The organism is Paraburkholderia pallida, assembly GCF_004524855.1.
Taxonomy (GTDB): Bacteria; Pseudomonadota; Gammaproteobacteria; order Burkholderiales; family Burkholderiaceae; genus Paraburkholderia; species Paraburkholderia oxyphila.
Genome location: NZ_CP038149.1, coordinates 2,367,475 through 2,387,584 on the forward strand (window position 1 = coordinate 2,367,475; position 20,110 = coordinate 2,387,584).

Annotated in this window: 20 protein-coding genes; 10 read left to right on the forward strand and 10 right to left on the reverse strand. The window is 65.6% G+C overall.

From position 1 onward, the window contains the following. Positions 1 to 12: 12 nt before the first annotated feature. The 8 genes from E1956_RS25685 to phnG form a co-directional block, all read right to left on the reverse strand. A complete protein-coding gene (locus E1956_RS25685) occupies positions 13 to 780 on the reverse strand; it encodes an ABC transporter substrate-binding protein (RefSeq protein ID WP_133193480.1) in 768 nt (255 codons plus the stop codon). A 487-nt stretch (positions 781 to 1,267) separates the two neighbouring features. Beyond that, positions 1,268 to 2,401 carry an alpha-D-ribose 1-methylphosphonate 5-triphosphate diphosphatase gene (locus E1956_RS25690; protein WP_134754079.1) on the reverse strand — a complete coding sequence of 378 codons (1,134 nt, stop codon included), beginning with the start codon at positions 2,399 to 2,401 and terminating at the stop codon, positions 1,268 to 1,270. A 111-nt stretch (positions 2,402 to 2,512) separates the two neighbouring features. Next, positions 2,513 to 3,280, reverse strand: coding sequence for a phosphonate C-P lyase system protein PhnL (gene phnL, locus E1956_RS25695; protein WP_134754081.1), 768 nt, complete (start codon positions 3,278 to 3,280; stop codon positions 2,513 to 2,515). 8 nt (positions 3,281 to 3,288) lie between these two features. Continuing rightward, on the reverse strand, positions 3,289 to 4,071 hold the full coding sequence (phnK, locus tag E1956_RS25700; protein ID WP_134754083.1) for a phosphonate C-P lyase system protein PhnK: 783 nt from the start codon (positions 4,069 to 4,071) through the stop codon (positions 3,289 to 3,291). Further along, on the reverse strand, positions 4,068 to 5,021 hold the full coding sequence (locus tag E1956_RS25705; RefSeq protein WP_134754085.1) for an alpha-D-ribose 1-methylphosphonate 5-phosphate C-P-lyase PhnJ: 954 nt from the start codon (positions 5,019 to 5,021) through the stop codon (positions 4,068 to 4,070). The genes phnK and E1956_RS25705 overlap by 4 nt, the downstream gene beginning before the upstream one ends. Then, positions 5,018 to 6,154 (reverse strand): carbon-phosphorus lyase complex subunit, encoded by a 1,137-nt coding sequence (locus E1956_RS25710; protein ID WP_134754087.1) that lies wholly within the window; start codon positions 6,152 to 6,154, stop codon positions 5,018 to 5,020. Before E1956_RS25710 ends, E1956_RS25705 begins: the two co-directional genes overlap by 4 nt. Next, a complete protein-coding gene (gene phnH, locus E1956_RS25715; protein WP_134754089.1) occupies positions 6,154 to 6,846 on the reverse strand; it encodes a phosphonate C-P lyase system protein PhnH in 693 nt (230 codons plus the stop codon). Before phnH ends, E1956_RS25710 begins: the two co-directional genes overlap by 1 nt. Then, positions 6,843 to 7,337 (reverse strand): phosphonate C-P lyase system protein PhnG, encoded by a 495-nt coding sequence (gene phnG / locus E1956_RS25720; RefSeq protein WP_134754091.1) that lies wholly within the window; start codon positions 7,335 to 7,337, stop codon positions 6,843 to 6,845. The genes phnH and phnG overlap by 4 nt, the downstream gene beginning before the upstream one ends. Before the next feature lie 182 nt (positions 7,338 to 7,519). Between phnG and phnF the strand changes: the two genes are divergently transcribed. From phnF to E1956_RS25740, 4 genes are all read left to right on the forward strand, one after another. After that, on the forward strand, positions 7,520 to 8,275 hold the full coding sequence (gene phnF / locus E1956_RS25725) for a phosphonate metabolism transcriptional regulator PhnF (RefSeq protein ID WP_028221727.1): 756 nt from the start codon (positions 7,520 to 7,522) through the stop codon (positions 8,273 to 8,275). Then, positions 8,272 to 9,024 carry a DUF1045 domain-containing protein gene (locus E1956_RS25730; protein WP_134754093.1) on the forward strand — a complete coding sequence of 251 codons (753 nt, stop codon included), beginning with the start codon at positions 8,272 to 8,274 and terminating at the stop codon, positions 9,022 to 9,024. Before phnF ends, E1956_RS25730 begins: the two co-directional genes overlap by 4 nt. Continuing rightward, entirely contained in the window at positions 9,021 to 9,572 is a 552-nt protein-coding gene (gene phnN, locus E1956_RS25735) for a phosphonate metabolism protein/1,5-bisphosphokinase (PRPP-forming) PhnN (RefSeq protein ID WP_134754095.1), read from the forward strand. Before E1956_RS25730 ends, phnN begins: the two co-directional genes overlap by 4 nt. A gap of 153 nt (positions 9,573 to 9,725) precedes the next feature. Further along, on the forward strand, positions 9,726 to 10,619 hold the full coding sequence (locus tag E1956_RS25740) for a LysR family transcriptional regulator (protein ID WP_134754097.1): 894 nt from the start codon (positions 9,726 to 9,728) through the stop codon (positions 10,617 to 10,619). Positions 10,620 to 10,643: 24 nt separating this feature from the next. Here E1956_RS25740 and E1956_RS25745 read toward each other — a convergent pair whose 3' ends face one another. After that, complete coding sequence (locus E1956_RS25745) at positions 10,644 to 11,468, reverse strand: IclR family transcriptional regulator (RefSeq protein ID WP_134754892.1); 825 nt, start codon at positions 11,466 to 11,468, stop codon at positions 10,644 to 10,646. A gap of 606 nt (positions 11,469 to 12,074) precedes the next feature. Here E1956_RS25745 and cyoA point away from each other — a divergent pair. From cyoA to E1956_RS25775, 6 genes are all read left to right on the forward strand, one after another. Further along, positions 12,075 to 12,968 carry a ubiquinol oxidase subunit II gene (gene cyoA, locus E1956_RS25750; protein WP_134754099.1) on the forward strand — a complete coding sequence of 298 codons (894 nt, stop codon included), beginning with the start codon at positions 12,075 to 12,077 and terminating at the stop codon, positions 12,966 to 12,968. A 5-nt stretch (positions 12,969 to 12,973) separates the two neighbouring features. Further along, positions 12,974 to 14,977 carry a cytochrome o ubiquinol oxidase subunit I gene (gene cyoB, locus E1956_RS25755; protein WP_134754101.1) on the forward strand — a complete coding sequence of 668 codons (2,004 nt, stop codon included), beginning with the start codon at positions 12,974 to 12,976 and terminating at the stop codon, positions 14,975 to 14,977. Between the two features lie 3 nt (positions 14,978 to 14,980). Beyond that, entirely contained in the window at positions 14,981 to 15,592 is a 612-nt protein-coding gene (gene cyoC / locus E1956_RS25760; protein ID WP_134754103.1) for a cytochrome o ubiquinol oxidase subunit III, read from the forward strand. After that, a complete protein-coding gene (cyoD, locus tag E1956_RS25765) occupies positions 15,593 to 15,913 on the forward strand; it encodes a cytochrome o ubiquinol oxidase subunit IV (protein ID WP_028221735.1) in 321 nt (106 codons plus the stop codon). It begins immediately after the preceding gene. A 335-nt stretch (positions 15,914 to 16,248) separates the two neighbouring features. After that, positions 16,249 to 17,451, forward strand: coding sequence for a 3-oxoadipyl-CoA thiolase (gene pcaF / locus E1956_RS25770; protein ID WP_134754105.1), 1,203 nt, complete (start codon positions 16,249 to 16,251; stop codon positions 17,449 to 17,451). 369 nt (positions 17,452 to 17,820) lie between these two features. Then, positions 17,821 to 18,435, forward strand: a complete 615-nt coding sequence (locus tag E1956_RS25775; protein WP_134754894.1) for a hypothetical protein — start codon at positions 17,821 to 17,823, stop codon at positions 18,433 to 18,435. A gap of 137 nt (positions 18,436 to 18,572) precedes the next feature. Here E1956_RS25775 and gabD read toward each other — a convergent pair whose 3' ends face one another. Beyond that, on the reverse strand, positions 18,573 to 20,024 hold the full coding sequence (gabD, locus tag E1956_RS25780) for an NADP-dependent succinate-semialdehyde dehydrogenase (RefSeq protein WP_134754107.1): 1,452 nt from the start codon (positions 20,022 to 20,024) through the stop codon (positions 18,573 to 18,575). Positions 20,025 to 20,110 lie beyond the last annotated feature (86 nt).

The following is a 20,110-nucleotide window of genomic DNA, read 5'->3' on the forward strand; positions in this document are numbered from 1 at the left end:
GGGACGTATTGCTTAGCCGCCGTACACGTCGAAGTCGAAGTACTTCGACTCGATCTTCTTGTACGTGCCGTCCTTGATCATGTCGGCGATAGCCTTGTCGATCTTCGTCTTCAGGTCCGCGTCTTCCTTGCGCAGGCCGATGGCGGCAGCGCCCGTCGGGATTTCCTTGCCCGCGAACTGGAAGCCGGCGCCGCGCGGCGTCTTCAGGAAGCCGAGGTCGGCTTGCACTTCATCCTGCAGCGCTGCGTCCAGACGGCCCGAGAGCAGGTCCGCGTAGACCTGGTCCTGGTTCTGGTAAGGCACCACGTTCACGCCCTTGGGCGCCCAGTTTTCCTTCGCGTAGGTTTCCTGGATCGTGCCCTGCTCGACGCCCACCGACTTGCCCTTGAGCGAATCGGCGCTCGGCTGCAGGCTCGAGCCCTTCTTGGCGACGAGGCGCGTCGGCGTGTTGAACAGCTTCGCCGAGAAGGCGATCTGCTCTTCGCGCTGCGGGGTGATCGTCATCGAGGACAGCACGCCGTCGAACTTCTTGGCCTTCAGGCCCGGGATCATGCCGTCGAAGTCTTGCTCGACCCACACGCACTTCGCGTTCAGGCGCTTGCAGATCTCGTTGCCGAGGTCGATGTCGAAGCCGACGAGCTTGCCATCGGGTGCCTTCGATTCGAACGGCGCGTAGCTCGCGTCGACGCCGAAGCGCACGGTGGTCCAATCCTTGGCGTGGGCGACGCCGGCCGAGACAGCCAGCAGGGCGACCGACAGGGTGGCAAGCAGTTTTTTCACTATGTGTACTCCTCGGTATGGTTCAGGGCGCGCAGCGTGCGGTCGTGCCGCCGCCGCGCTTGATTCCGGCGCGGCTCGCGCCGGAACATTCGTTGGGCTCGCTGGCTTGGGAGCGAGCGGCGGCGCAAAGCTTACCCGGTCAAAATTGCTGCGTCGCTAGTGTAATACCGGATAGCGGGATTCGATCCGCTGAACGTTCGTTCGTACGCCTGCGCACCGGGCTGCAAAGCCTTGTGGGATAAGGCGCTCGGGGTTAGGGGCGGGAGCCGCCGGCGGCGCCGGCGAGGGCGATTGCGATGCTCCGCCGCAACAGTCTGAAGAATGCGCGCGGCATATGAAGGGGAGTTGAAAACGAAACGATGGCGTACCGTTGGGTCCGTTGTCAGGTACGCCCTCATTACGCCGTGCCGCTGCCGCAGTGCAGCACGAGTGGCGCGTGCGAATGCGGCATATCGAGAGCGCGCACGAATGCGCGCTTTGCCCGGACTCAGACCATGCGTGCACCCGCGCGATACGTTGCGCGCGGCACCGGCAACGTGTCGAGCATCGTCACGCGCACGAAGTCCGCGCGCAGGCCTGGCTCGATCGCGCCGCGGTCGGTGAGGCCCGCCTTGCGCGCCGGCTCCCACGAGACCGTCGCGAGCGCGCGCGGCAGCGTCCAGTCGGCCTTGGTCACGAGATCGAACGCGGCGGTGAGCAGGCTCGACGGCACGTAGTCAGACGAGAGGATGTCGAGCAGGTCCGCCTGCGCCAGTTCGAGCGCGGAAACGTTGCCCGAATGCGAGCCGCCGCGCACCACGTTCGGCGCGCCCATGATCGTCGCGATGCCGCGCTTTTTCGCCTCGACGGCCGCCGCGCGCGTGGTCGGGAATTCGGCCAGCACGATGCCTTCCGCCGCCGCTTGCTCGACGTGCTCGACGAGCGTGTCGTCGTGGCTCGCGAGCGGGATGTTGCGCGCGCGGCAACGCTCGACGATCTCGCGGCGATGGGCGTCGGCATAGCGCTCCTGCTCGGTGGCCATCTCGGCGAGCATGGTTTCGGCCTGCTGGTCGGTCCACTTGCCGTGGCGCTCCTGGAAGCGACGCCATTGCGTGCGGTCGTGCCACTGGCGCTGGCCAGGCGTGTGGTCCATCACCGAGGCGAGGCGCAGGAGCGGGTGCTCGCTCAGGATGTCGAAAAGTTCGATTACGTCTTCGGTCGCGATCTCGCAGCGCAAGTGCAGAAAGTGCTCGGCGCGCAGCAGCTTGCGCTCCGAGAAGCGCGAGAGCGCGGCGGCGCTCGCGAGCTGCACATCGCGGCCGCGCACGCTCACGGCGGCACGCGTGCCGATGGCGAGCGCATCGAACACCGTGGTGATGCCGGCCGCGGCGATCTGCGCGTCGTGGATCACGAATGCGGCGTCGGTGTTCCAGTGCACGCCGGGGCGCGGCGCGAGGTGCTTTTCGAGGTTGTCGGTGTGCAGCTCGACGAGCCCCGGCAACAGGAAGTCGCCTTCCCAGTCCTGCGCGTCGGGCGCGGCGGTCGTGCCGCGCGAGATCTCGCGGATCGTGCCGTCTTCGACACGCAGCGTGCCGGTGAAAACTTCGTCTCGCGTCACGATGCGAGCGTTTTTGATCAACATCGTCGGGCTCCGGAAATCGGGTCGGAATACAGTACAAGCGGCGCTTCGAGCGCGGGTTTAACGGTGATTCTGCCTGCCGCAAATGACAGGCCGCGTCTTTTCAAGGCACTTTCAGGCCATTTCGGCAACCGGCGCCTGCGCTTGCGGGGCGGCGAGCGCGAGCACGCGCGAGGCCACGCGCACGCGCGTGTCCTCGTCGTGAAAGACGCCGACGATCGCGGCGCCGCGCTCGCGCGCCTCCACGATCAAGCCCGCGACCACGGCGCGGTTTTCGGCGTCTAGCGAGGCCGTGGGCTCGTCGAGCAGCAGCACGCGATGCTGCGCGATCAGCCCGCGCGCGATGTTCACGCGCTGCTGCTCGCCGCCCGAAAAGGTGGCGGGCGCGAGCGGCCAGAGCCGCCGCGGCACGTTCAGGCGCGCGAGCAATGCAGCGGCCTGTTCGCGCGCGTCGTCCTCTTCCACGCCGCGCGAGACGAGAGGCGCGGCGACGATATCGAGCGCGGACACGCGCGGAATCACGCGCAGGAACTGGCTCACGTAGCCCACCACGTTGCGGCGCAGGCGCAGCACGTCGTGCGGCTCGGCGCCGGTGATTTCCAGGTGCTGCCCGGGCACCGCTTCGTCGCGGATGGCGATCGAGCCGCCGCTCGCGAGATAGTTGCCGTAGAGGCAGCGCAGGAAGGTGCTCTTGCCGGCGCCCGAGGGGCCGACCAGCACGACGCATTCGCCGCGCTCCACGTCGAGCGAGACGCCCGCGAGCGCTTCGATGCCGATGCCGCCCTGGCCGTGCAGCGTGAAGGTCTTGCGCACGTCTTCGGCGCGCAGCATGAGTGCGGGGCGTTCGGCGAACGCGCGCGCGATCGAGGGATCGGGAGTCATGGTTCGTCCTATACCGGCAGCACGGAAGCTACCAGAGTTTGTGTGTAGGGATGCTGAGGATCGTCGAGCACCTGGTCGGTCAGCCCCGCTTCGACCACGCTGCCGCCTTGCATCACCATCAGGCGGTGCGCGAGCAGGCGCGCGACGCCAATGTCGTGCGTGACGATCAGCACCGAGAGATGCAGCGTCGTGGTGAGCGTGCGCAGCAGATCGAGCAGGCGCGCCTGCACCGAAACGTCGAGGCCGGCGGTGGGCTCATCCATGAACACGAGGCGCGGGCCCGTGACGAGATTGCGCGCGATCTGCAGGCGTTGCTGCATGCCGCCCGAGAACGCGGCGGGCAATTCGTCGATGCGCGTGGCGTCGAGCTCGACGCGCTGCATCCACTGCTGCGCGGTCTGGCGGATGCGCCCGTAGTGGCGCGCGCCCACGGCCATCAACGGCTCGCCGATGTTGGCACCCGCCGAGACGCCGGCGCGCAGCCCGTCACGCGGATTCTGCTGCACGAAGCCCCATTCGGTGCGCGCGAGCAGGCGCCGGCGCGGCTCGGAAAGCGTGAGCAGGTCGAGCGTTTCGCCGTTCGCGTTCACATACTGCAGCGTGCCGGAGTCGGCCGGGGTGCGCAGCGCGAGCGTGTTGAGCAGCGTGGTCTTGCCCGAGCCCGATTCGCCGACGATGCACAGCACCTCGCCGGGATACAGGTCGAAGTTCACGTCGCGGCAGCCGTTGCGGCCGCCGTATTGCTTCGTGAGGTGGCGGGCGCGAAGGAGTGGCGTGAAACCGGGCGTCATACGTGTTCTCCTGCTGCCAATGCCTGCGCGCTGGCCTGCGCATTTTCTTGCGCATTTTCCTGGCTGTCCTCAGCGTCTCGCCGCTCGTGGCAATAGTCGCTGTCCGAGCAGACGAACATGCGCTGCCCCGCATCGTCGACGATCATCTCGTCGAGGAAGCTCTCGCGCGAGCCGCACAGCGCGCACGCGTGCTCCCAGCGCTGCACTTCGAACGGGTGGTCGTCGAAGTCGAGGCTCTTCACCGGCGTATAAGGCGGGATCGCGTAGATGCGGCGCTCGCGGCCCGCGCCGAACAACTGCAGCGCGGCATTCATGTGGAGCTTGGGATTGTCGAACTTCGGAATCGGCGAGGGCGACGTGAGATAGCGGCCGTTCACCGTCACCGGATAGTCGTAGGTCGTGGCGATGCTGCCGTGCTGCACGATGTCTTCGTAGAGCTTCACGCTGATGAGCCCGTAATCGGCGAGCGCGTGCAGCTTCTTGCATTCGGCCACGCGCGGTTCGAGCCGGAACAGCGGTTCAGGCATCGGCACCTGGTAGACGAGGATCTGCTTCTCGGTGAGCGGCGTTTCGGGAATGCGGTGGCGCGTCTGCACGATCGTCGCGTCCTGGGTGCGGCGCGTAGTGGCCACGCCCGTCGTGCGCGCGAAGAAGCGGCGGATGTTGACGGCGTTCGTGGTGTCGTCCGAGCCCTGGTCGATCACCTTGAGCGTGTCGTTCGCGCCGATGATGGCCGCCGTCACCTGGATGCCGCCCGTGCCCCAGCCATACGGCAGCGGCATTTCACGCGAGGCGAACGGCACCTGGTAGCCGGGCACGGCCACCGCCTTGAGCAGCGCGCGGCGGATCATGCGCTTGGTCTGCTCGTCGAGATACGCGAAGTTGTAGCCCTGGGCCGCCTGGGTTTCGTGCGAGGCGAGCGAGGTGTCAAAGGTATCGGGCGCGTTCATGCGGCCTCCCCGGTTGGCATGTCGCCGCGCGCTTGCTGTGCGCGCAGGCGGCGCACGAGTTCGAGCTCGGCCTGGAAATCCACGTAATGCGGCAGTTTCAGGTGCTGCACGAAGCCCGAGGCCTCCACGTTGTCGCTATGCGAAAGCATGAATTCGATGTCCTGGGTGGGGGAGGCCAGCGTTTCGCCCAACTCCTCGGCGCGCAGCGCGCGGTCGACGAGCGCCATCGCCATGGCCTTGCGCTCCGCGTGGCCGAACGCGAGACCGTAGCCCTGCGTAAAGGCGGGCGGCACATCCTTGCTGCCCGCGAACTGGTTGATCATCTGGCATTCGGTCAGTTCGATCTCGCCGATCTCGACCGCCTCGCCAAGCTCGTCGAGCACCATCTCCACAGCCACCGAGCCAAAGCGGATCTCGCCCGCGAACGGATGCGAATGCGCATAGCCGCGTTGCGTGGCGTAGCCCATCGCGAGCAGGAAGCCTTCGTCGCCGCGCGCGAGGTTCTGCAGACGCACGGTGCGATCGGCGGGAAACGCGAGCGGCTCGCGCGAGAGGTCGCCGGGCTCGCAGGCCTCGCTCGACGGCGTCTCCTGCTCGATCAGGCCTTCTTTGTCGAGCAGCGTGACCACGCGCGGCATCGGCGTGGCTTCGTTCGAGACGTTGTGTTGCGCGCCGTGTTGTGCATGAGACAGGGCAGTCGATTCGCTATCCGAAACATCGTCGCCTTCCGCGAGCAGCGCGAAATCGAGCAGGCGCTGCGTGTAGTCGTAGGTCGCCCCCAGCACCTGGCCGCCGGGCACGTCCTTGAAGGTGGCGGAGATGCGACGCTGCACGGCCATCTGCTCCGTTTCCACCGGCAGCGTGTAGCCGAAGCGCGGCAGCGTCGTGCGATACGCGCGCAGCAGAAAGATCGCTTCGACGAGATCGCCCGCAGCCTGCTTGATCGCGAGCGCGGCGAGCTCTTCGTCGTAGACCGAGCCTTCGGCCATCACGCGCGCCACGGCGAGGCGCATCTGTTCGCGGATCTGCGCGACGCTCAGCTCGGGCACGCGCGTGTCTCCGCGACGCGCCTGGTCGAGCAGGCGCCACGACGCTTCGATCGCGCGCTCTCCTCCTTTGACGGCGACGTACATCAGTTCACCTCCACGCGAGTCGTGCGCGGCAGGCCCATGATCTGGGCGCCGCAGACGAAATAGAAGTCGATGCCGCATGGAAAGAGCGGCGCGAGTTCGGCACGGTCCTCCCAGAAGCGCGCGGGCAGGCCGGCGGGCGCGATGGCGTGCGTCGACTCGATGCCGGGGCCGCGCAGCGTGATCGACGGGCCATCGGTCAGGGACTCGACGCGCACGAACACCGTGGCCGATTGCTCCGGCGATTCGGGCGTGCCGCATGCGAACGCATCGAGCGGCGGCAGCGCGGCGGCGTCGTGCACGTAGGCGAAGGCGGCTTCGCGCGGCGTGCCCGCGAGCGGCGCGTCAGCGTGAAAGCGCAGCGCGGCCGCCAGCGCGGCGTCGGGCTGCGCGAGCCACACGGGCGTGGCGTAGTCGCAGAGCGTGAGCAGCGCGGCAAACACCGCGAGACCCGCTCGCGGTGCGCCCGATGATGAGGCGCTCTCGCTCGTCGCGGCGGGCAGCGGCGTCTCGATCGTGGCGATCGTCCCGGGGCGCGAGAGCGCGCCGAGCAGCGTGCGGAAAACAGCCTGGGTGTCGTGGACCGGATCGGCGAAACCGGGCGCGAGCGTATCGAGCGACTCGTGAAGGGCCGCCTGCGTGCCGGACGTACCGGGCGCATCGGGCGTATCAGGGATGCTGGGTTGTTCGTTCATGCGTCGCCTCGAACCATCGTGAAGAACTCGACCTTCGTGCTGGCGGTCTCGTCGCGTTGTGCGGCGCGTTGCGCCGCCAGGCGTGCCGCGAGCGGCTCGATCAATTGCGTCTGGAGCCGGGCGTGGTGCTCGGGCTGCTGCAGGAGCGCGTCGGCGAGCGCGGCGAGTTCGGCGCGGCGCTTGTCGCGGCCCAGCAGGCACGCCACGCCCACGGTGGCGCCGCTGCCGCCCTGCGCGCGCAGACGCAGCGTGGCGCGCGTGACGGTGGCTTCGCCGAGATTGAAGGCGTTGCCGGTGCCGCCGACGCGCCCGCGCACCATCGCGAGCCCGGTCTGGGGCGGGCGCAACCAGTCGAAGGCCGGCGCGCGCGCGCCGCCGAGCGCCGCGCTGAAGGCCGCTTCGAGCTCGGCGCGCGGGGTGCGCGCGAGAACCGCCATCCAGGCGCGCCGTGCGGCGGACGCGGCGGTGGGCGGGACGGGAGATGCGTTCATCGGAGTTCCTGTGTCGTGAACTAAGGTGTACATTGAAGCATCTACTCATCTAAACGTCTAGATGTTTACACGGGTAGCAATACTCTGAGCGCAAGGGGAACGTTTTCATATTTCCATCACGCCATGCACACTACAATGCGCAAGCTACACCCCATATTGGAACCGGGAGGAATGACAGCACCATGACATCGAACGACGACGCCCCGCACAGCACGCTAGAGCGTGGCGCAGGCGTGGCGGTGTGGCGGCAGATCGAGCAGATCCTCGCGGCCGAGATCGCGGCCAAGGGCTTCGGCGACGACGGCCGCCTGCCGAGCGAAGGCGAGCTCGCGCGGCGCTTCGACGTGAACCGCCACACGGTGCGTCGCGCCATGCTGGGACTCGCGGCGCTCGGCCTCGTGAGCGTGGAGCAGGGGCGCGGCACTTTCGTGCAGCCCGGGGCGATCGACTACACCATCGGCAAGCGCACGCGCTTCACTGAAAACCTGCAGCGTCACCAGCATTCGGCGGTGGGCAAGCTGCTCGCGTCCTCGCGCGTGAAGGCCGACCCTGGCGTTGCGAAGGCGCTGGGCTTGCGCGCAGGCGCGCTGGTTTATCGGCTGGAGACGCTGCACGAGTCGGACGGCGTGCCGCTCACTTATGCGCGCAGCTGGTATCCGGCCGCGCGCTTCGCCGATTTTCCCGCGGTCATGGAGCGCGTGGACAGCACCTCGAAGGCGCTCGCCGAATACGGCGTGAGCGACTATCTGCGCAAGTGGAGCCGCATCGGCAGCGTGCTGCCCGAGCCCGAAGTGGCGCGGCGTCTGAACATCAACCGGCAGCAGCCGGTGCTGTGGGTCGAGAACGTCGACGTCGATCTCGACGGCGTGCCGATCAAGTACGGCATCACGCATTTCGCGGCGGACCGCGTGCAGTTGATGGTGGAGCACGACGTATGAGCGCGGCGCACGAAAGCTGGAGCGAGGCCACGCGCTTCGCGATCTATTACGCGCCGCCGCGCGCGTCGCAGTGGTGGCGGGCCGGTTGCGCCTGGCTCGGCCGCGACCCGGAAAGCGGCGAGACCCTCGCGCCGCCGCGGCCCGCCGCGCTCGCGCAGCCGCTCGAGGCGCTCACGGGCGCGCCGCGCCGATATGGCTGGCACGGCACGCTCGTGCCGCCGTTCCGTCTCGCGGCGGGCGTGACGCCGCAAACGCTGCTTGCCGCCGCGCAGGCATGGGGCGCGGGGCGCGCGCGCTTCGAAGTTGCGGTGGAGGCAGCCACGCTGGGGCGCTTCGTCGCGCTGAGTGCCGCCGATGATAGCGGCGCCCAGGCGCTGAACGAACTCGCCGCCTCTGCCTTGCGCACGCTTGGCCACCTGCGCGCTGCGCAAACGGCCGACGAGTTGGCGAGGCGCCTCGATGCGCCGCTCACGCCACGCCAGCGCGCCTATGTCGAAGAGTGGGGCTATCCGTACGTGTTCGATGAATTCCGCTTCCACATGACGCTCTCCGATTCGCTCGACGACGAAGCGCTGCGCGCCTCGCTCACGCACGCCTGGAATGCGCAGATGCGCGACGCGGGCCCGCTGCCCGTGGAGGGTGTCGCGCTCTACGTCGAGCCGCGTCCGGGCGAACCGTTCGCGTTGTGGCGACGCGTGGATTTTCCCGCGGATTGCGTGGCAGACGAGCAGGCACGGGTGCGCGCATGACGTGCCGCCTGATCTACGTGATGGGCCCGTCGGGCGCGGGCAAGGACTCGCTGCTCGGTTTCGCGCGGGCACGGCTCGCGGCTGAGGGTGTACTGTTCGCGCATCGCTACATCACGCGCGAAGCCGGCGGCGGCGAAAACCACATCGCGCTCACCGACACCGAATTCGAAGCGCGCTCGCGCCTTGGCCTCTTCGCGCTGCAATGGCGCAGCCACGCGCTGCGTTATGGCATTGGCGTGGAGGTCGACCAATGGCTCGGGCTGGGCTGCACGGTGGTGGTGAACGGCTCGCGCGCCTACGTGAACGAGGCGCTCGCGCGCTATCCGCGCATGTCGCTCGTGCACGTGAACGCCGCGCAGCACGTGCTGGCCGCGCGGCTCGCCTCGCGCGCGCGGGAGACGCCGGAGCAGGTGGCCGCGCGTCTCGCGCGGCGCGCGCCGTTCGAGGTGCCCGCGGGCGCGTCGCTCACGCATATCGACAACTCGGGGCGGCTCGAGGACGCGGGCCTCGCCTTCGTCGCGACGGTGCAGCGGGTGGCGATGAGCTGAGCAAGCCGCGCGCGAGGCGGCAAGCATGCCCCGGGCGCGCTTAAGGCGTCCTTATGCGGGCGCAAGGGCGTCCATCGATACTGGGTATTTTTGGCGAGTGCCATGGGTCATGCGAAGATGCATGCGACCCCTTGAACCCATTCGAGAGTGCCCTTGGACCGTTTCCAGGAGATGCAGATCTTCACGCGCATCGTCGACCGCCGCAGCTTCACGCATGCGGCGGAAGACCTGAACCTGCCGCGCGCCACCGTCACGAATTCGATCAAGCGCCTGGAGGCGCGCCTCGGCGTGCGCCTTCTCGAGCGCACTACGCGTCAAGTGAAGCCTACGCCCGACGGCGATGCCTACTACCAGCGCTGCACGCGTCTGCTCGCCGAGCTCGAGGAAACCGAGGAGGCCTTTCGCGACACCGATCCCCAGGGACGCCTGCGCGTGAACATGCAGGGCACGCTCGCGCAGTATTTCGTGATGCCGCGCCTGCCGCAGTTTCTCGCGCGTTATCCGCGCATCGAGCTCTTCATCGGCTCGGGCGATCAATTCGTCGACCTCGTGCGCGAGGGCGTCGATTGCGTGCTGCGCGCGGGCGAGCTCGCCGATTCGTCGATGATCGCGCGGCGTGTCGCGCTGCTCGAGCAGGTTACGGTCGCGAGTCCCGCGTATCTCGAACGGCACGGTGACCCGGCGTCGATCGACGCGCTCGCGTCGGGCCATCACGCCGTCAACTATCTCTCGCCGGCCACGGGCCGCGCGCATCCGCTCGAATTCGCGATGCCCGAGGGCGTGCGCACGCTCACGTTGCCCGGCGCGGTGGCGGTGAACGGGGCGGAGCTCTACACGGCCGGCGCCGTTGCGGGGCTCGGGCTCGTGCAGGTGCCGCGCTACCGCGTGCGCGAGCAGCTGGCCAACGGCGAGCTGTGCGTCGTGCTGGCGGACCAGCCGCCCCCGCCCATGCCGGTTTCCGTGCTGTTTGCGCAGAACCGGCAGCTTTCGCTGCGCGTGCGAGCGTTCGCGGACTGGCTCGTCCAGGTGTTCGCCGACGCCGCGTGAGGCGGTAGCGGGCGCCCAGCGCGATCAGGTGCGCAGCGCCACCATCTCCGAGACGCGCTGGGAGGCCTGCAGGAGCGGATCGAGGAACGCCTTGACCATTTGCTTCGCCGAGGTGCGCTGCGCGTTGCCGCTGATGTTCATGGCGGCGATAACGCGGCCCTGACGGTTGCGGATGGGCGCGGAGATCGAGATCAGGCCGCCTTCGAGCTCCTGGTCGACGATGGCCCAGCCTTGCTGGCGCACCTGCGCGATGATCTTCTTGAGCTCGTCCTTGTCAGTGACGGTGCGCGGCGTGTGCGCGTAGAGCGGCGCGGCGCCGAGCGTGGCGTCGAGCGTCGCTTCGTCGAGCGTCGCGAGCAGCACGCGCCCCATCGAGGTGCAATAGGCGGGCAGGCGGCTGCCGATCGAGAGGTTGATCGTCATGATCTTGTGCGTGGGCACGCGCAGCACATAGACGATCTCGGTGCGGTCGAGCACGGCGGCCGAGCAGCTTTCGTGCACCTCGGCCGAGAGCGCTTCCATGACGGGCTCGGCCAGATTCCAGAACGGCATCGACGTGAGGTACGCGAAGCCGAGGTCGAGGATCTTGGGCGTGAGCCGGAACAGCCGCCCTTCGGCCTCCACATAGCCGAGCGTCTGCAGCGTGAGCAGGATGCGGCGCGCGCCGGCGCGCGTGAGGCCGGTGGCGGCGGCGACGTCGGTGAGCGTCTGCTCGGGGTGCTCGGCATTGAACGCGCGGATCACGGAAAGCCCGCGTGCGAACGACTGCACGTAGGAGTCACCCGGCTTTTCGGGGATCTCCGGCTGCTCGTCGGAAGGGTCGGGCGTAGCGCGGCTGGCGGGGTTCATGGCGTCGGGGCGTCGGATCAAGGGCTTCAGGCGGCGCGTAAGGAACCCATGACGATAGCGCAAGCGCATTGATTCGCCAACCGGCGCGCGGCGAGCGAGGCCGGTCGAGACGGAAAATCGAGGCGGCGACGGACTTTATCGCTTTGATATTTGATTTTCAGCAATATCAAAGCCGGATATTGGGGTTGACGTAATTTGAGAGTGGATATTTCGGCGTTATGTTGAAGTCAATCTTATTATCAAATTATCTTCCCTGAAGCCAGTCGAATATTAATGTCAGACTAAATGCAGGACTTGTTGCTTTTCACTTCTTCCGCGCTCCAGGGTCTCCTCTATTTCCCTCCCCAACATGCTCTGTGCATGCTGGAAGCCCCTCTTCATGGGCTGCTCGCCGCATTGAAAGATAATCGAAAGTAATTTGCGTCTTTCTGTCGCGCTTGCTCGATCGAGATATGTTGAGGGTCAAAAATCTGTCCGAGATCAAATTTCCGGATAGGCCATTTCCGTAGAATTTCGCTAAACACGATAGGGGTGCATTTTGCGTGGCTATTTTGCGATGCAAATGCATAAAAGCGTCCAGGTGGTTAAACGGAAGAACAGGCAAACATGAAGAGAAAAGCCTTCAAAAGGTGGTTAATCCCCCTCGGCGGCGGGCTGCTCGCCTCCCTCGCGGGATGCAGCGGCGAGCTGACCGTGCTCGACCCCAAGGGGAGCGTCGGCCTGGCCGAGAAGCACCTCATCGCCACGGCCACGTGGGCCATGCTGCTGGTGGTGATACCGGTCATCCTGCTCACGCTCTTTTTCGCCTGGCGCTACCGCGCGTCCAACCGCAACGCCACCTACGCGCCCAAATGGGCGCATTCCACCGCGATCGAAGTGGTGGTCTGGAGCATTCCGGCCGTCATCATCCTCTTCCTCGCGATCCTCACCTGGAAGACCTCTCACGAGCTCGATCCCTACAAGCCGCTCGAATCGAGCGCGAAGCCCATCAACGTCGAAGTCGTCGCGCTCGACTGGAAGTGGCTGTTCATCTACCCGGACCTCGGCATCGCCACGGTGAATCAGCTCGCCGTGCCGGTGGGCACGCCGGTCAATTTCCGCATCACGTCGGATTCGGTAATGAATTCGTTCTTCATCCCGCAGCTGGGCACCCAGGTCTATGCGATGGCGGGCATGCAGACGCGCCTGCACCTGATCGCCGACGAAGCGGGTGACTACGCGGGCATCTCGGCCAACTACAGCGGCAAGGGCTTCTCGGACATGAAGTTCCGCACGCTCGCGACGAGCCAGCAGGATTTCGACGCGTGGGTCCAGAAGGTGAAGGCGTCGCAGACGTCGCTTTCGATGGACCAGTACGCGAAGGTCTCGGAGCCGAGCGAGAAGGCGCCGGTTGAGTACTTCTCGACGGTCGACTCGAAGCTCTTCAACAACATCATCGCGAAGTACAACAACGGCCACGTCACGGATTTCACCGACCCGTCGTGCGTGACCAAGGGGTAAGCAGCATGTTCGGCAAACTGACATTAGAGGCAATCCCGTTCGATCAGCCGATCATCATGGGCGCCACGGCGTTCATGGCGCTGATCGTCATCGGCGTGCTCGGTCTCGTGATCGCGACCGGCAAATGGAAAACCATCTGGAGCGAGTGGCTCACGAGCGTGGACCACAAGCGCATTGGTCTCATGTACATCATCGTGGCCGTGCTCATGCTCGTGCGCGGCTTTGCCGACGCCGTCATGATGCGCGTCCAGCAGGCCATTGCGTTCGACGGGCCGGGTTATCTGCCGCCGCATCACTACGACCAGATCTTCACGGCGCACGGCGTCATCATGATCTTCTTCATGGCGATGGCGCTCATGGTCGGCCTGTTCAACCTCGTGGTGCCGCTGCAGATCGGCGCGCGCGACGTGGCGTTCCCGTTCCTGAACTCGCTGTCGTTCTGGATGACGGCCATCAGTGCAATCCTCATCAACCTGTCGCTCTTCGTCGGCGAGTTCGCGCAGGTGGGCTGGCTTGCCTATCCGCCGCTCTCGGAGCTCGCGTACAGTCCAACCGTCGGGGTTGACTACTACATATGGGCCGTTCAGCTTTCAGGCGTGGGCACGCTCATTACCGGCATCAACTTCTTCGTGACCATCATCAAGATGCGCGCGCCGGGCATGAGCCTCATGAAGATGCCGGTGTTCACGTGGACGGCGCTGTGCTCGAACGTGCTCATCATGGCCACGTTTCCGATCCTCACGATCGCCGTTGCGCTGCTGGGCTTCGACCGCTACCTCGGGATGCACTTCTTCACGAATGACGGCGGCGGCAACATGATGCTGTATCTGAACCTGATCTGGGCGTGGGGCCACCCCGAGGTGTACATCCTCGTGCTGCCTGCGTTCGGCATCTATTCGGAAGTCATGGCCACGTTCTGCAAGAAGCCGCTGTTCGGCTACAAGACGATGGTCTATGCCTCGTGCGCGATCATGATCCTCGCGTTCCTCGTGTGGGCGCACCACTTCTTCACGATGGGCTCGGGTGCCGACGTCAACGCGTTCTTCGGCATCGCCACCATGATCATCGCGATCCCCACGGGCGTGAAGATCTTCAACTGGCTGTTCACGATGTACCGCGGGCGCGTCCATTTCACGGCCCCCGTGCTCTGGACGATCGGCTTCATGGTCACGTTCTCGATCGGCGGCATGACCGGCGTGATGATGGCCATTCCGGGCGCGGACTTCGTGCTGCACAACTCGCTGTTCCTCGTGGCGCACTTCCATAACGCCATTATCGGCGGCGTGGTGTTCGGCTACCTCGCGGGCCTGCATTACTGGTTCCCGAAGGTGTTCGGCCTCAAGCCCAGCGAAAAGCTCGGCAAGGCGTCGTTCTGGTGCTGGTTCGTGGGCTTCTACGTGGCGTTCGTGCCGATCTACGTGCTTGGCTTCATGGGCGCAACGCGCCGCCTGAACCACTACGACAACCCCGCATGGCATCCGTATTTCATCGTGGCCGCCATTGGCGTGGCGATCATCGCGCTCGGCGTGGTGTTCCAGGTGCTCCAGTGGGTGATGGCGTTCGTGAACCGCAACAAGGCGGAATGCCAGGACGTCACGGGCGACCCGTGGGACGGCCGCACGCTCGAATGGGCGACCTCGTCGCCGCCGGCGGTCTATAACTTCGCGCTCATCCCGCAGGTGCAGGACATCGACGCCTTCGCCCACATGAAGGAAACGGGCCGTGGCATGGGTCTCGCCGCGAAGTACAGCGACATTCACATGCCGTCGAATACGTCGGCGGGCTTCTTTGTCGGCATGTTCAGTCTGGTGCTGGGCTTTTCGGGCGTCTGGCACATCACGTGGCTCGGTGTGCTCGCGTTTATCGCCATCGTTGTCACCATCGCCGCACGCAGCTTCGGCGACGACGACGGGTATTACATTCCGGCCGCGAAGGTTCGCGAGATCGAAGAGAAGCGCCATCGTGCGACGGTTGCCGCCGAGCGCAAGTTGGACGCCGTGGAGGCTTAAGCGATGTTACAGAAAACCAATACGGCAACGCTTGCCGATTTCGATCATCACGATCATCCGCCCTCACAGTCCGTTTTCGGCTTCTGGGTGTACCTGATGACCGACTGCATCCTGTTCGCGGCGCTGTTCGCCACGTTCGGCGTGCTCGGGCATCAGTTCGCGGGCGGCCCCACGGGCAAGGACCTGTTCAATATCAGCGACGTTGCAGTGGAAACCGCCGTGCTGCTGATTTCCAGCATCACCTACGGTTTCGCCATGCTCGGCGCGCACCAGCGCAAGACCGGCGCGGTACTCGGCTGGCTGAGCGTGACCTTCATTCTGGGCGCGCTCTTCCTCGTGCTGGAACTGCGCGAGTTCTCTCACCTGATCGCCGAAGGCGCGGGTCCGCAGCGCAGCGCGTTCCTCTCGTCGTTCTTCGTGCTGGTCAGCACGCACGGTGTGCACGTCTTCTTCGGCCTCGTCTGGATGGCCGTGCTGATGATGCAGGTGATCCGCCGTCCGCAGCTGGACGACCGGGAAGTGCGCCGTCTCACGTGCCTCAGCCTTTTCTGGCACTTCCTCGACGTGGTGTGGATCTGCGTGTTTACCTTTGTCTATCTCGGGAGCGTGATCTAAATGGCACATTCTCATAGCGAAGCCCATGGCAGCCTCGGCAGCTATGTGGCGGGCTTCATCCTCGCGGTGCTGTTGACGGCCGCTGCGTTCGGCGTCGTCATGCACGGCACGCTGGCGCCGGGCATCATCATGGTCGTGCTCGCCGTACTGGCCTTCGTGCAGGTGATCGTGCACCTCGTGTTCTTCCTGCATCTGAACACGTCGTCGGGGCAGGGCTGGAATGTGCTCTCGCTCGCCTATACTGTGCTGGCGGCTGCGTTCCTGATCTTCGGCACGATCTGGGTCATGCACAACGTCGGCATGAACATGATGTCGCGTTAATCACCGGCGCGGACCGGCGCCCGGGCGGGAACCGCCGGGGCACCGGTCCGTACAGGCCGACGGCCGCACAGACAGATGTTCTGTGCGGCCGTTTTCATTTCATCTGACGGAATGCGCCCCTTCGATCAGGTGAGACGCCAGCTTGACACTCGCGCGCTGCGACGCCTATCATGGGCGTCAATTGTTCGTTAAACGACCATGAGTTCGCGTAACGAACAAATCGCATCTGGACATGCGCGCTCGAGTCCCGCCACTTTTTATCGCCCGCGCAGTCCGTCAATCTCAATCAGCTTTGCATTGGATCGCACCACGTGCGACTGGAACTGGAGACTCTCATGACGGAAGCATTCATCTGCGACGCGATTCGCACACCGATCGGCCGCTACGCGGGCGCCCTTGCGCAGGTTCGCGCCGACGACCTCGGCGCCGTGCCGCTCAAGGCGCTCATGGAGCGCAACAAGGACGTGGACTGGACCGCAATCGACGACGTGATCTACGGCTGCGCGAACCAGGCGGGCGAAGACAACCGTAACGTCGCGCGCATGTCGTCGCTGCTGGCGGGTCTGCCGCAGGCCGTGCCGGGCTCGACCGTGAACCGGCTGTGCGGCTCGGGCATGGACGCCGTGGGCATTGCCGCGCGCGCGCTCAAGTCGGGCGAAGCGGGCCTGATGATCGCGGGCGGCGTGGAGAGCATGAGCCGTGCGCCGTTCGTGATGGGCAAGTCTGCCAGCGCCTTCGCGCGCGACGCCGCGATCTACGACACGACCATCGGCTGGCGCTTCGTCAACAAGCTGATGAAGCAGCAGTACGGCGTGGACTCGATGCCGGAGACCGCCGAGAACGTTGCCGTCGATTACGGCGTGAGCCGTGCCGATCAGGACGCGTTCGCGCTGCGCAGCCAGCAAAAGGCCGCGCGCGCGCAGGCCGACGGCACGCTCGCGCAGGAGATCGTCGCGGTGACGATCGCGCAGAAGAAGGGCGATCCGCTCGTGGTGTCGCGCGACGAGCATCCGCGCGAGACGACCCTCGAGACGCTGGCGAAGCTCAAGGGCGTCGTGAGCCCGGATGGCTCGGTGACCGCGGGCAATGCGTCGGGCGTGAACGACGGTGCGTGCGCGCTGCTGCTCGCCAACGAGGAAAACGCGAAACGCTTCGGCCTCACGCCGCGCGCGCGCGTGATCGGCATTGCGACCGCGGGCGTTGCGCCGCGCGTGATGGGTATCGGTCCGGCGCCCGCCACGCAGAAGCTGCTCGCGCGCCTGAACATGACCATCGACCAGTTCGACGTGATCGAGCTCAACGAAGCGTTCGCCTCGCAGGGCCTGGCCGTGCTGCGCATGCTCGGCGTGGCCGACGACGATCCCCGCGTCAACGCGAACGGCGGCGCCATCGCGCTGGGCCATCCGCTGGGCATGAGCGGCGCGCGTCTCGTGACGACGGCGATGTATCAACTGCACCGCACGCAGGGCCGCTATGCACTGTGCACGATGTGTATCGGTGTCGGCCAGGGCATCGCTATCGCCATCGAGCGCGTTTGATTCTGTTCAGGCAGCCTGAAGATTATTTCAGTTGCCGTCGACGCTGGAAATGCGTAGTGAATAAAACCGCGAATCTTTTGATTCGCGGTTTTTTTTCGTCATGCATACCTAATACCTGTATCACTTCATACCAACGTCACATATCGATACGCATCACATCCACGTTTCGTGGATAGAAAAAATGTGCTGAATTATTTCGGATTCGACACCGATCAATAAAGCAGCGCTTTTTGTGATGCGTTCAGCTTAATCTGATCTGGCTCTCAGCCATTCTCTAGTCGGTTTTTAAAAGGGACGCGTAGAATCGTCCCACTTCGGCACAAGCCGTTGCAGCGAAAACTAAACCCCGACTTTTGGAGAATACAGATGATGAAGGCAACATCGTTGGCAGCAGCGGTGGTCGTTAGCATGGCGTTCGCGCAAGCCGCATCGGCGCAGACCGAGCAGCCGGCGTCGGCGCCTCAGGCACAATCGGCGCTTGCGGGCGCGGCGCAAGCGATCGTCGCCAATGCGGAGCCGATTCATGTGCAGGCCAAGATCGTCGGCATCGACCGTGCGGCGCGCGTCGTCACGCTGCGCGGCCCGCGCGGCAACGACGTGGACATCGCGCTCAGCCAGCAGGTGGGCAATTTCGACCAGCTCAACGTGGGCGATACCGTCGACGTGCTCTACAAGAACGCACTGCTCGTGACGGCCGAAAAGGTCACGGGCAAGGACAAGGGCATTCGCAAGCGCGTCGATACCAACGTCTATCTGCCGGCTTCGTCGGGCTACGACGCGGCGCGCCAGGTCGAGGTGCAGGCCACGGTGCAGCACATCAACATGAAGAAGCGTGAAGTCACGCTGCGCGGCGCCTATCAGACGGTGACGCTCGAAGCCACGCCCGATATCGATCTGAAGAAGCTCAAGGTTGGCGACACGATCCACGCCGTGTTCGTTTCGGCCTACGCAACGCAAGTCACGCCGGTGGGCCAGGCGCAATAAGCGCTGGCGGACCGCGCGGTCCGCTCGCACCAGCGAAAACGCCGGCGCAGCGCGAATACCTCGCGATGCGCCGGCGTTTCGATTTTCGGCGGGCGCCTGTTACGGCGCCCGTTTTTTTGGGCTATCGCCGAGCAGGCTTACATGCCCGCCATGCACATGTACTTGACGACGACGTAGTCGTCCACGCCATAGTGCGAGCCTTCGCGGCCGAGGCCCGATTGCTTCACGCCGCCGAACGGCGCCACTTCGTTCGAGATCAGGCCGGTGTTGATGCCTACCATGCCGTACTCGAGTGCTTCGGCCACGCGCCATACGCGGCCGATGTCGCGGCTGTAGAAGTACGCGGCGAGACCAAACTCGGTATCGTTCGCCATCCTGATCACTTCCTCATCCGACGAGAAGCGGAACAGCGGTGCGAGCGGGCCGAACGTTTCGTCGCGCGCGACCTTCATCGCGGGCGTGACGTTCGTGAGCACGGTGGGCTCGAAGAAGCCATGGCCGAGCGCGTGGCGCTTGCCGCCCGTGAGCACTTGCGCGCCCTTCGCGAGTGCGTCCTCGATGTGCGATTCCACCTTCAGCACGGCCGCTTCGTTGATGAGCGGGCCTTGCGTGATGCCGGCTTCCGTGCCCAGACCGACCTTGAGCTTTTCCACGGCTTCGCGCAGCTTGGCGGCGAACGTATCGTAGACGGCGTCATGCACATAGAAGCGGTTCGTGCACACGCAGGTCTGGCCGCTGTTGCGGTACTTCGAGGCGATGGCGCCTGCCACTGCCGCGTCGATATCGGCGTCTTCGAAGACGATGAACGGCGCGTTGCCGCCCAGTTCGAGCGAGACCTTCTTGACCGTCGCCGCGCATTGGCTCATCAGCAGGCGGCCCACCGGCGTCGAGCCCGTGAACGAGAGCTTGCGCACCGTCGGGTTGCTCGTGAGCTCACCGCCGATGGCCTTCGGGTCGCCGGTGACGACGCTGAAGATGCCGCGCGGCACGCCCGCGCGCTCGGCCAGCACGGCCAGCGCGAGTGCCGAAAGCGGCGTGGCTTCGGCGGGCTTGAGCACGATCGGGCAGCCTGCCGCGAGCGCGGGGCCGACCTTGCGCGTGATCATCGCGGCGGGGAAGTTCCACGGCGTGATGGCGGCGCACACACCAACCGGCTCTTTCGTCACGACGATGCGCTTGTCATTCGCGGGCGTGGGGATCGTGTCGCCGTAAATGCGCTTGCCTTCTTCGGCGAACCATTCGAGGAACGACGCGGCGTAGCCGATTTCGCCCTTCGCTTCGGCGAGTGGCTTGCCTTGCTCGGTGGTGAGGATCAGCGCGAGGTCGTCGGCGTTCGCCATCATCAGGTCGTGCCACTTGCGCAGGATGACGCTGCGCTCCTTCGCGGTCTTCGCGCGCCAGGCGGGCCATGCGGCGTTCGCGGCCGAGATCGCGCGGCGCGTTTCGGCGGCGCCCATGCGCGGCACGGTGCCGATCAGCGCGCCGGTGGCGGGGTTGATCACGTCGAGCGTGGCGCCGTCTTCTGCGCCTTGCCATTCGCCGTTGATATAGGCGTTGCTTTGCAGCAGCGATGCGTCTTTCAGGTTCATGCTTGAGCTCCGACAGGCTTCGATTCGATTTCGATGCAATAAGAACGACAAACGGCACAGCGGCAAACGCCGGTGTGCCGTTTCGT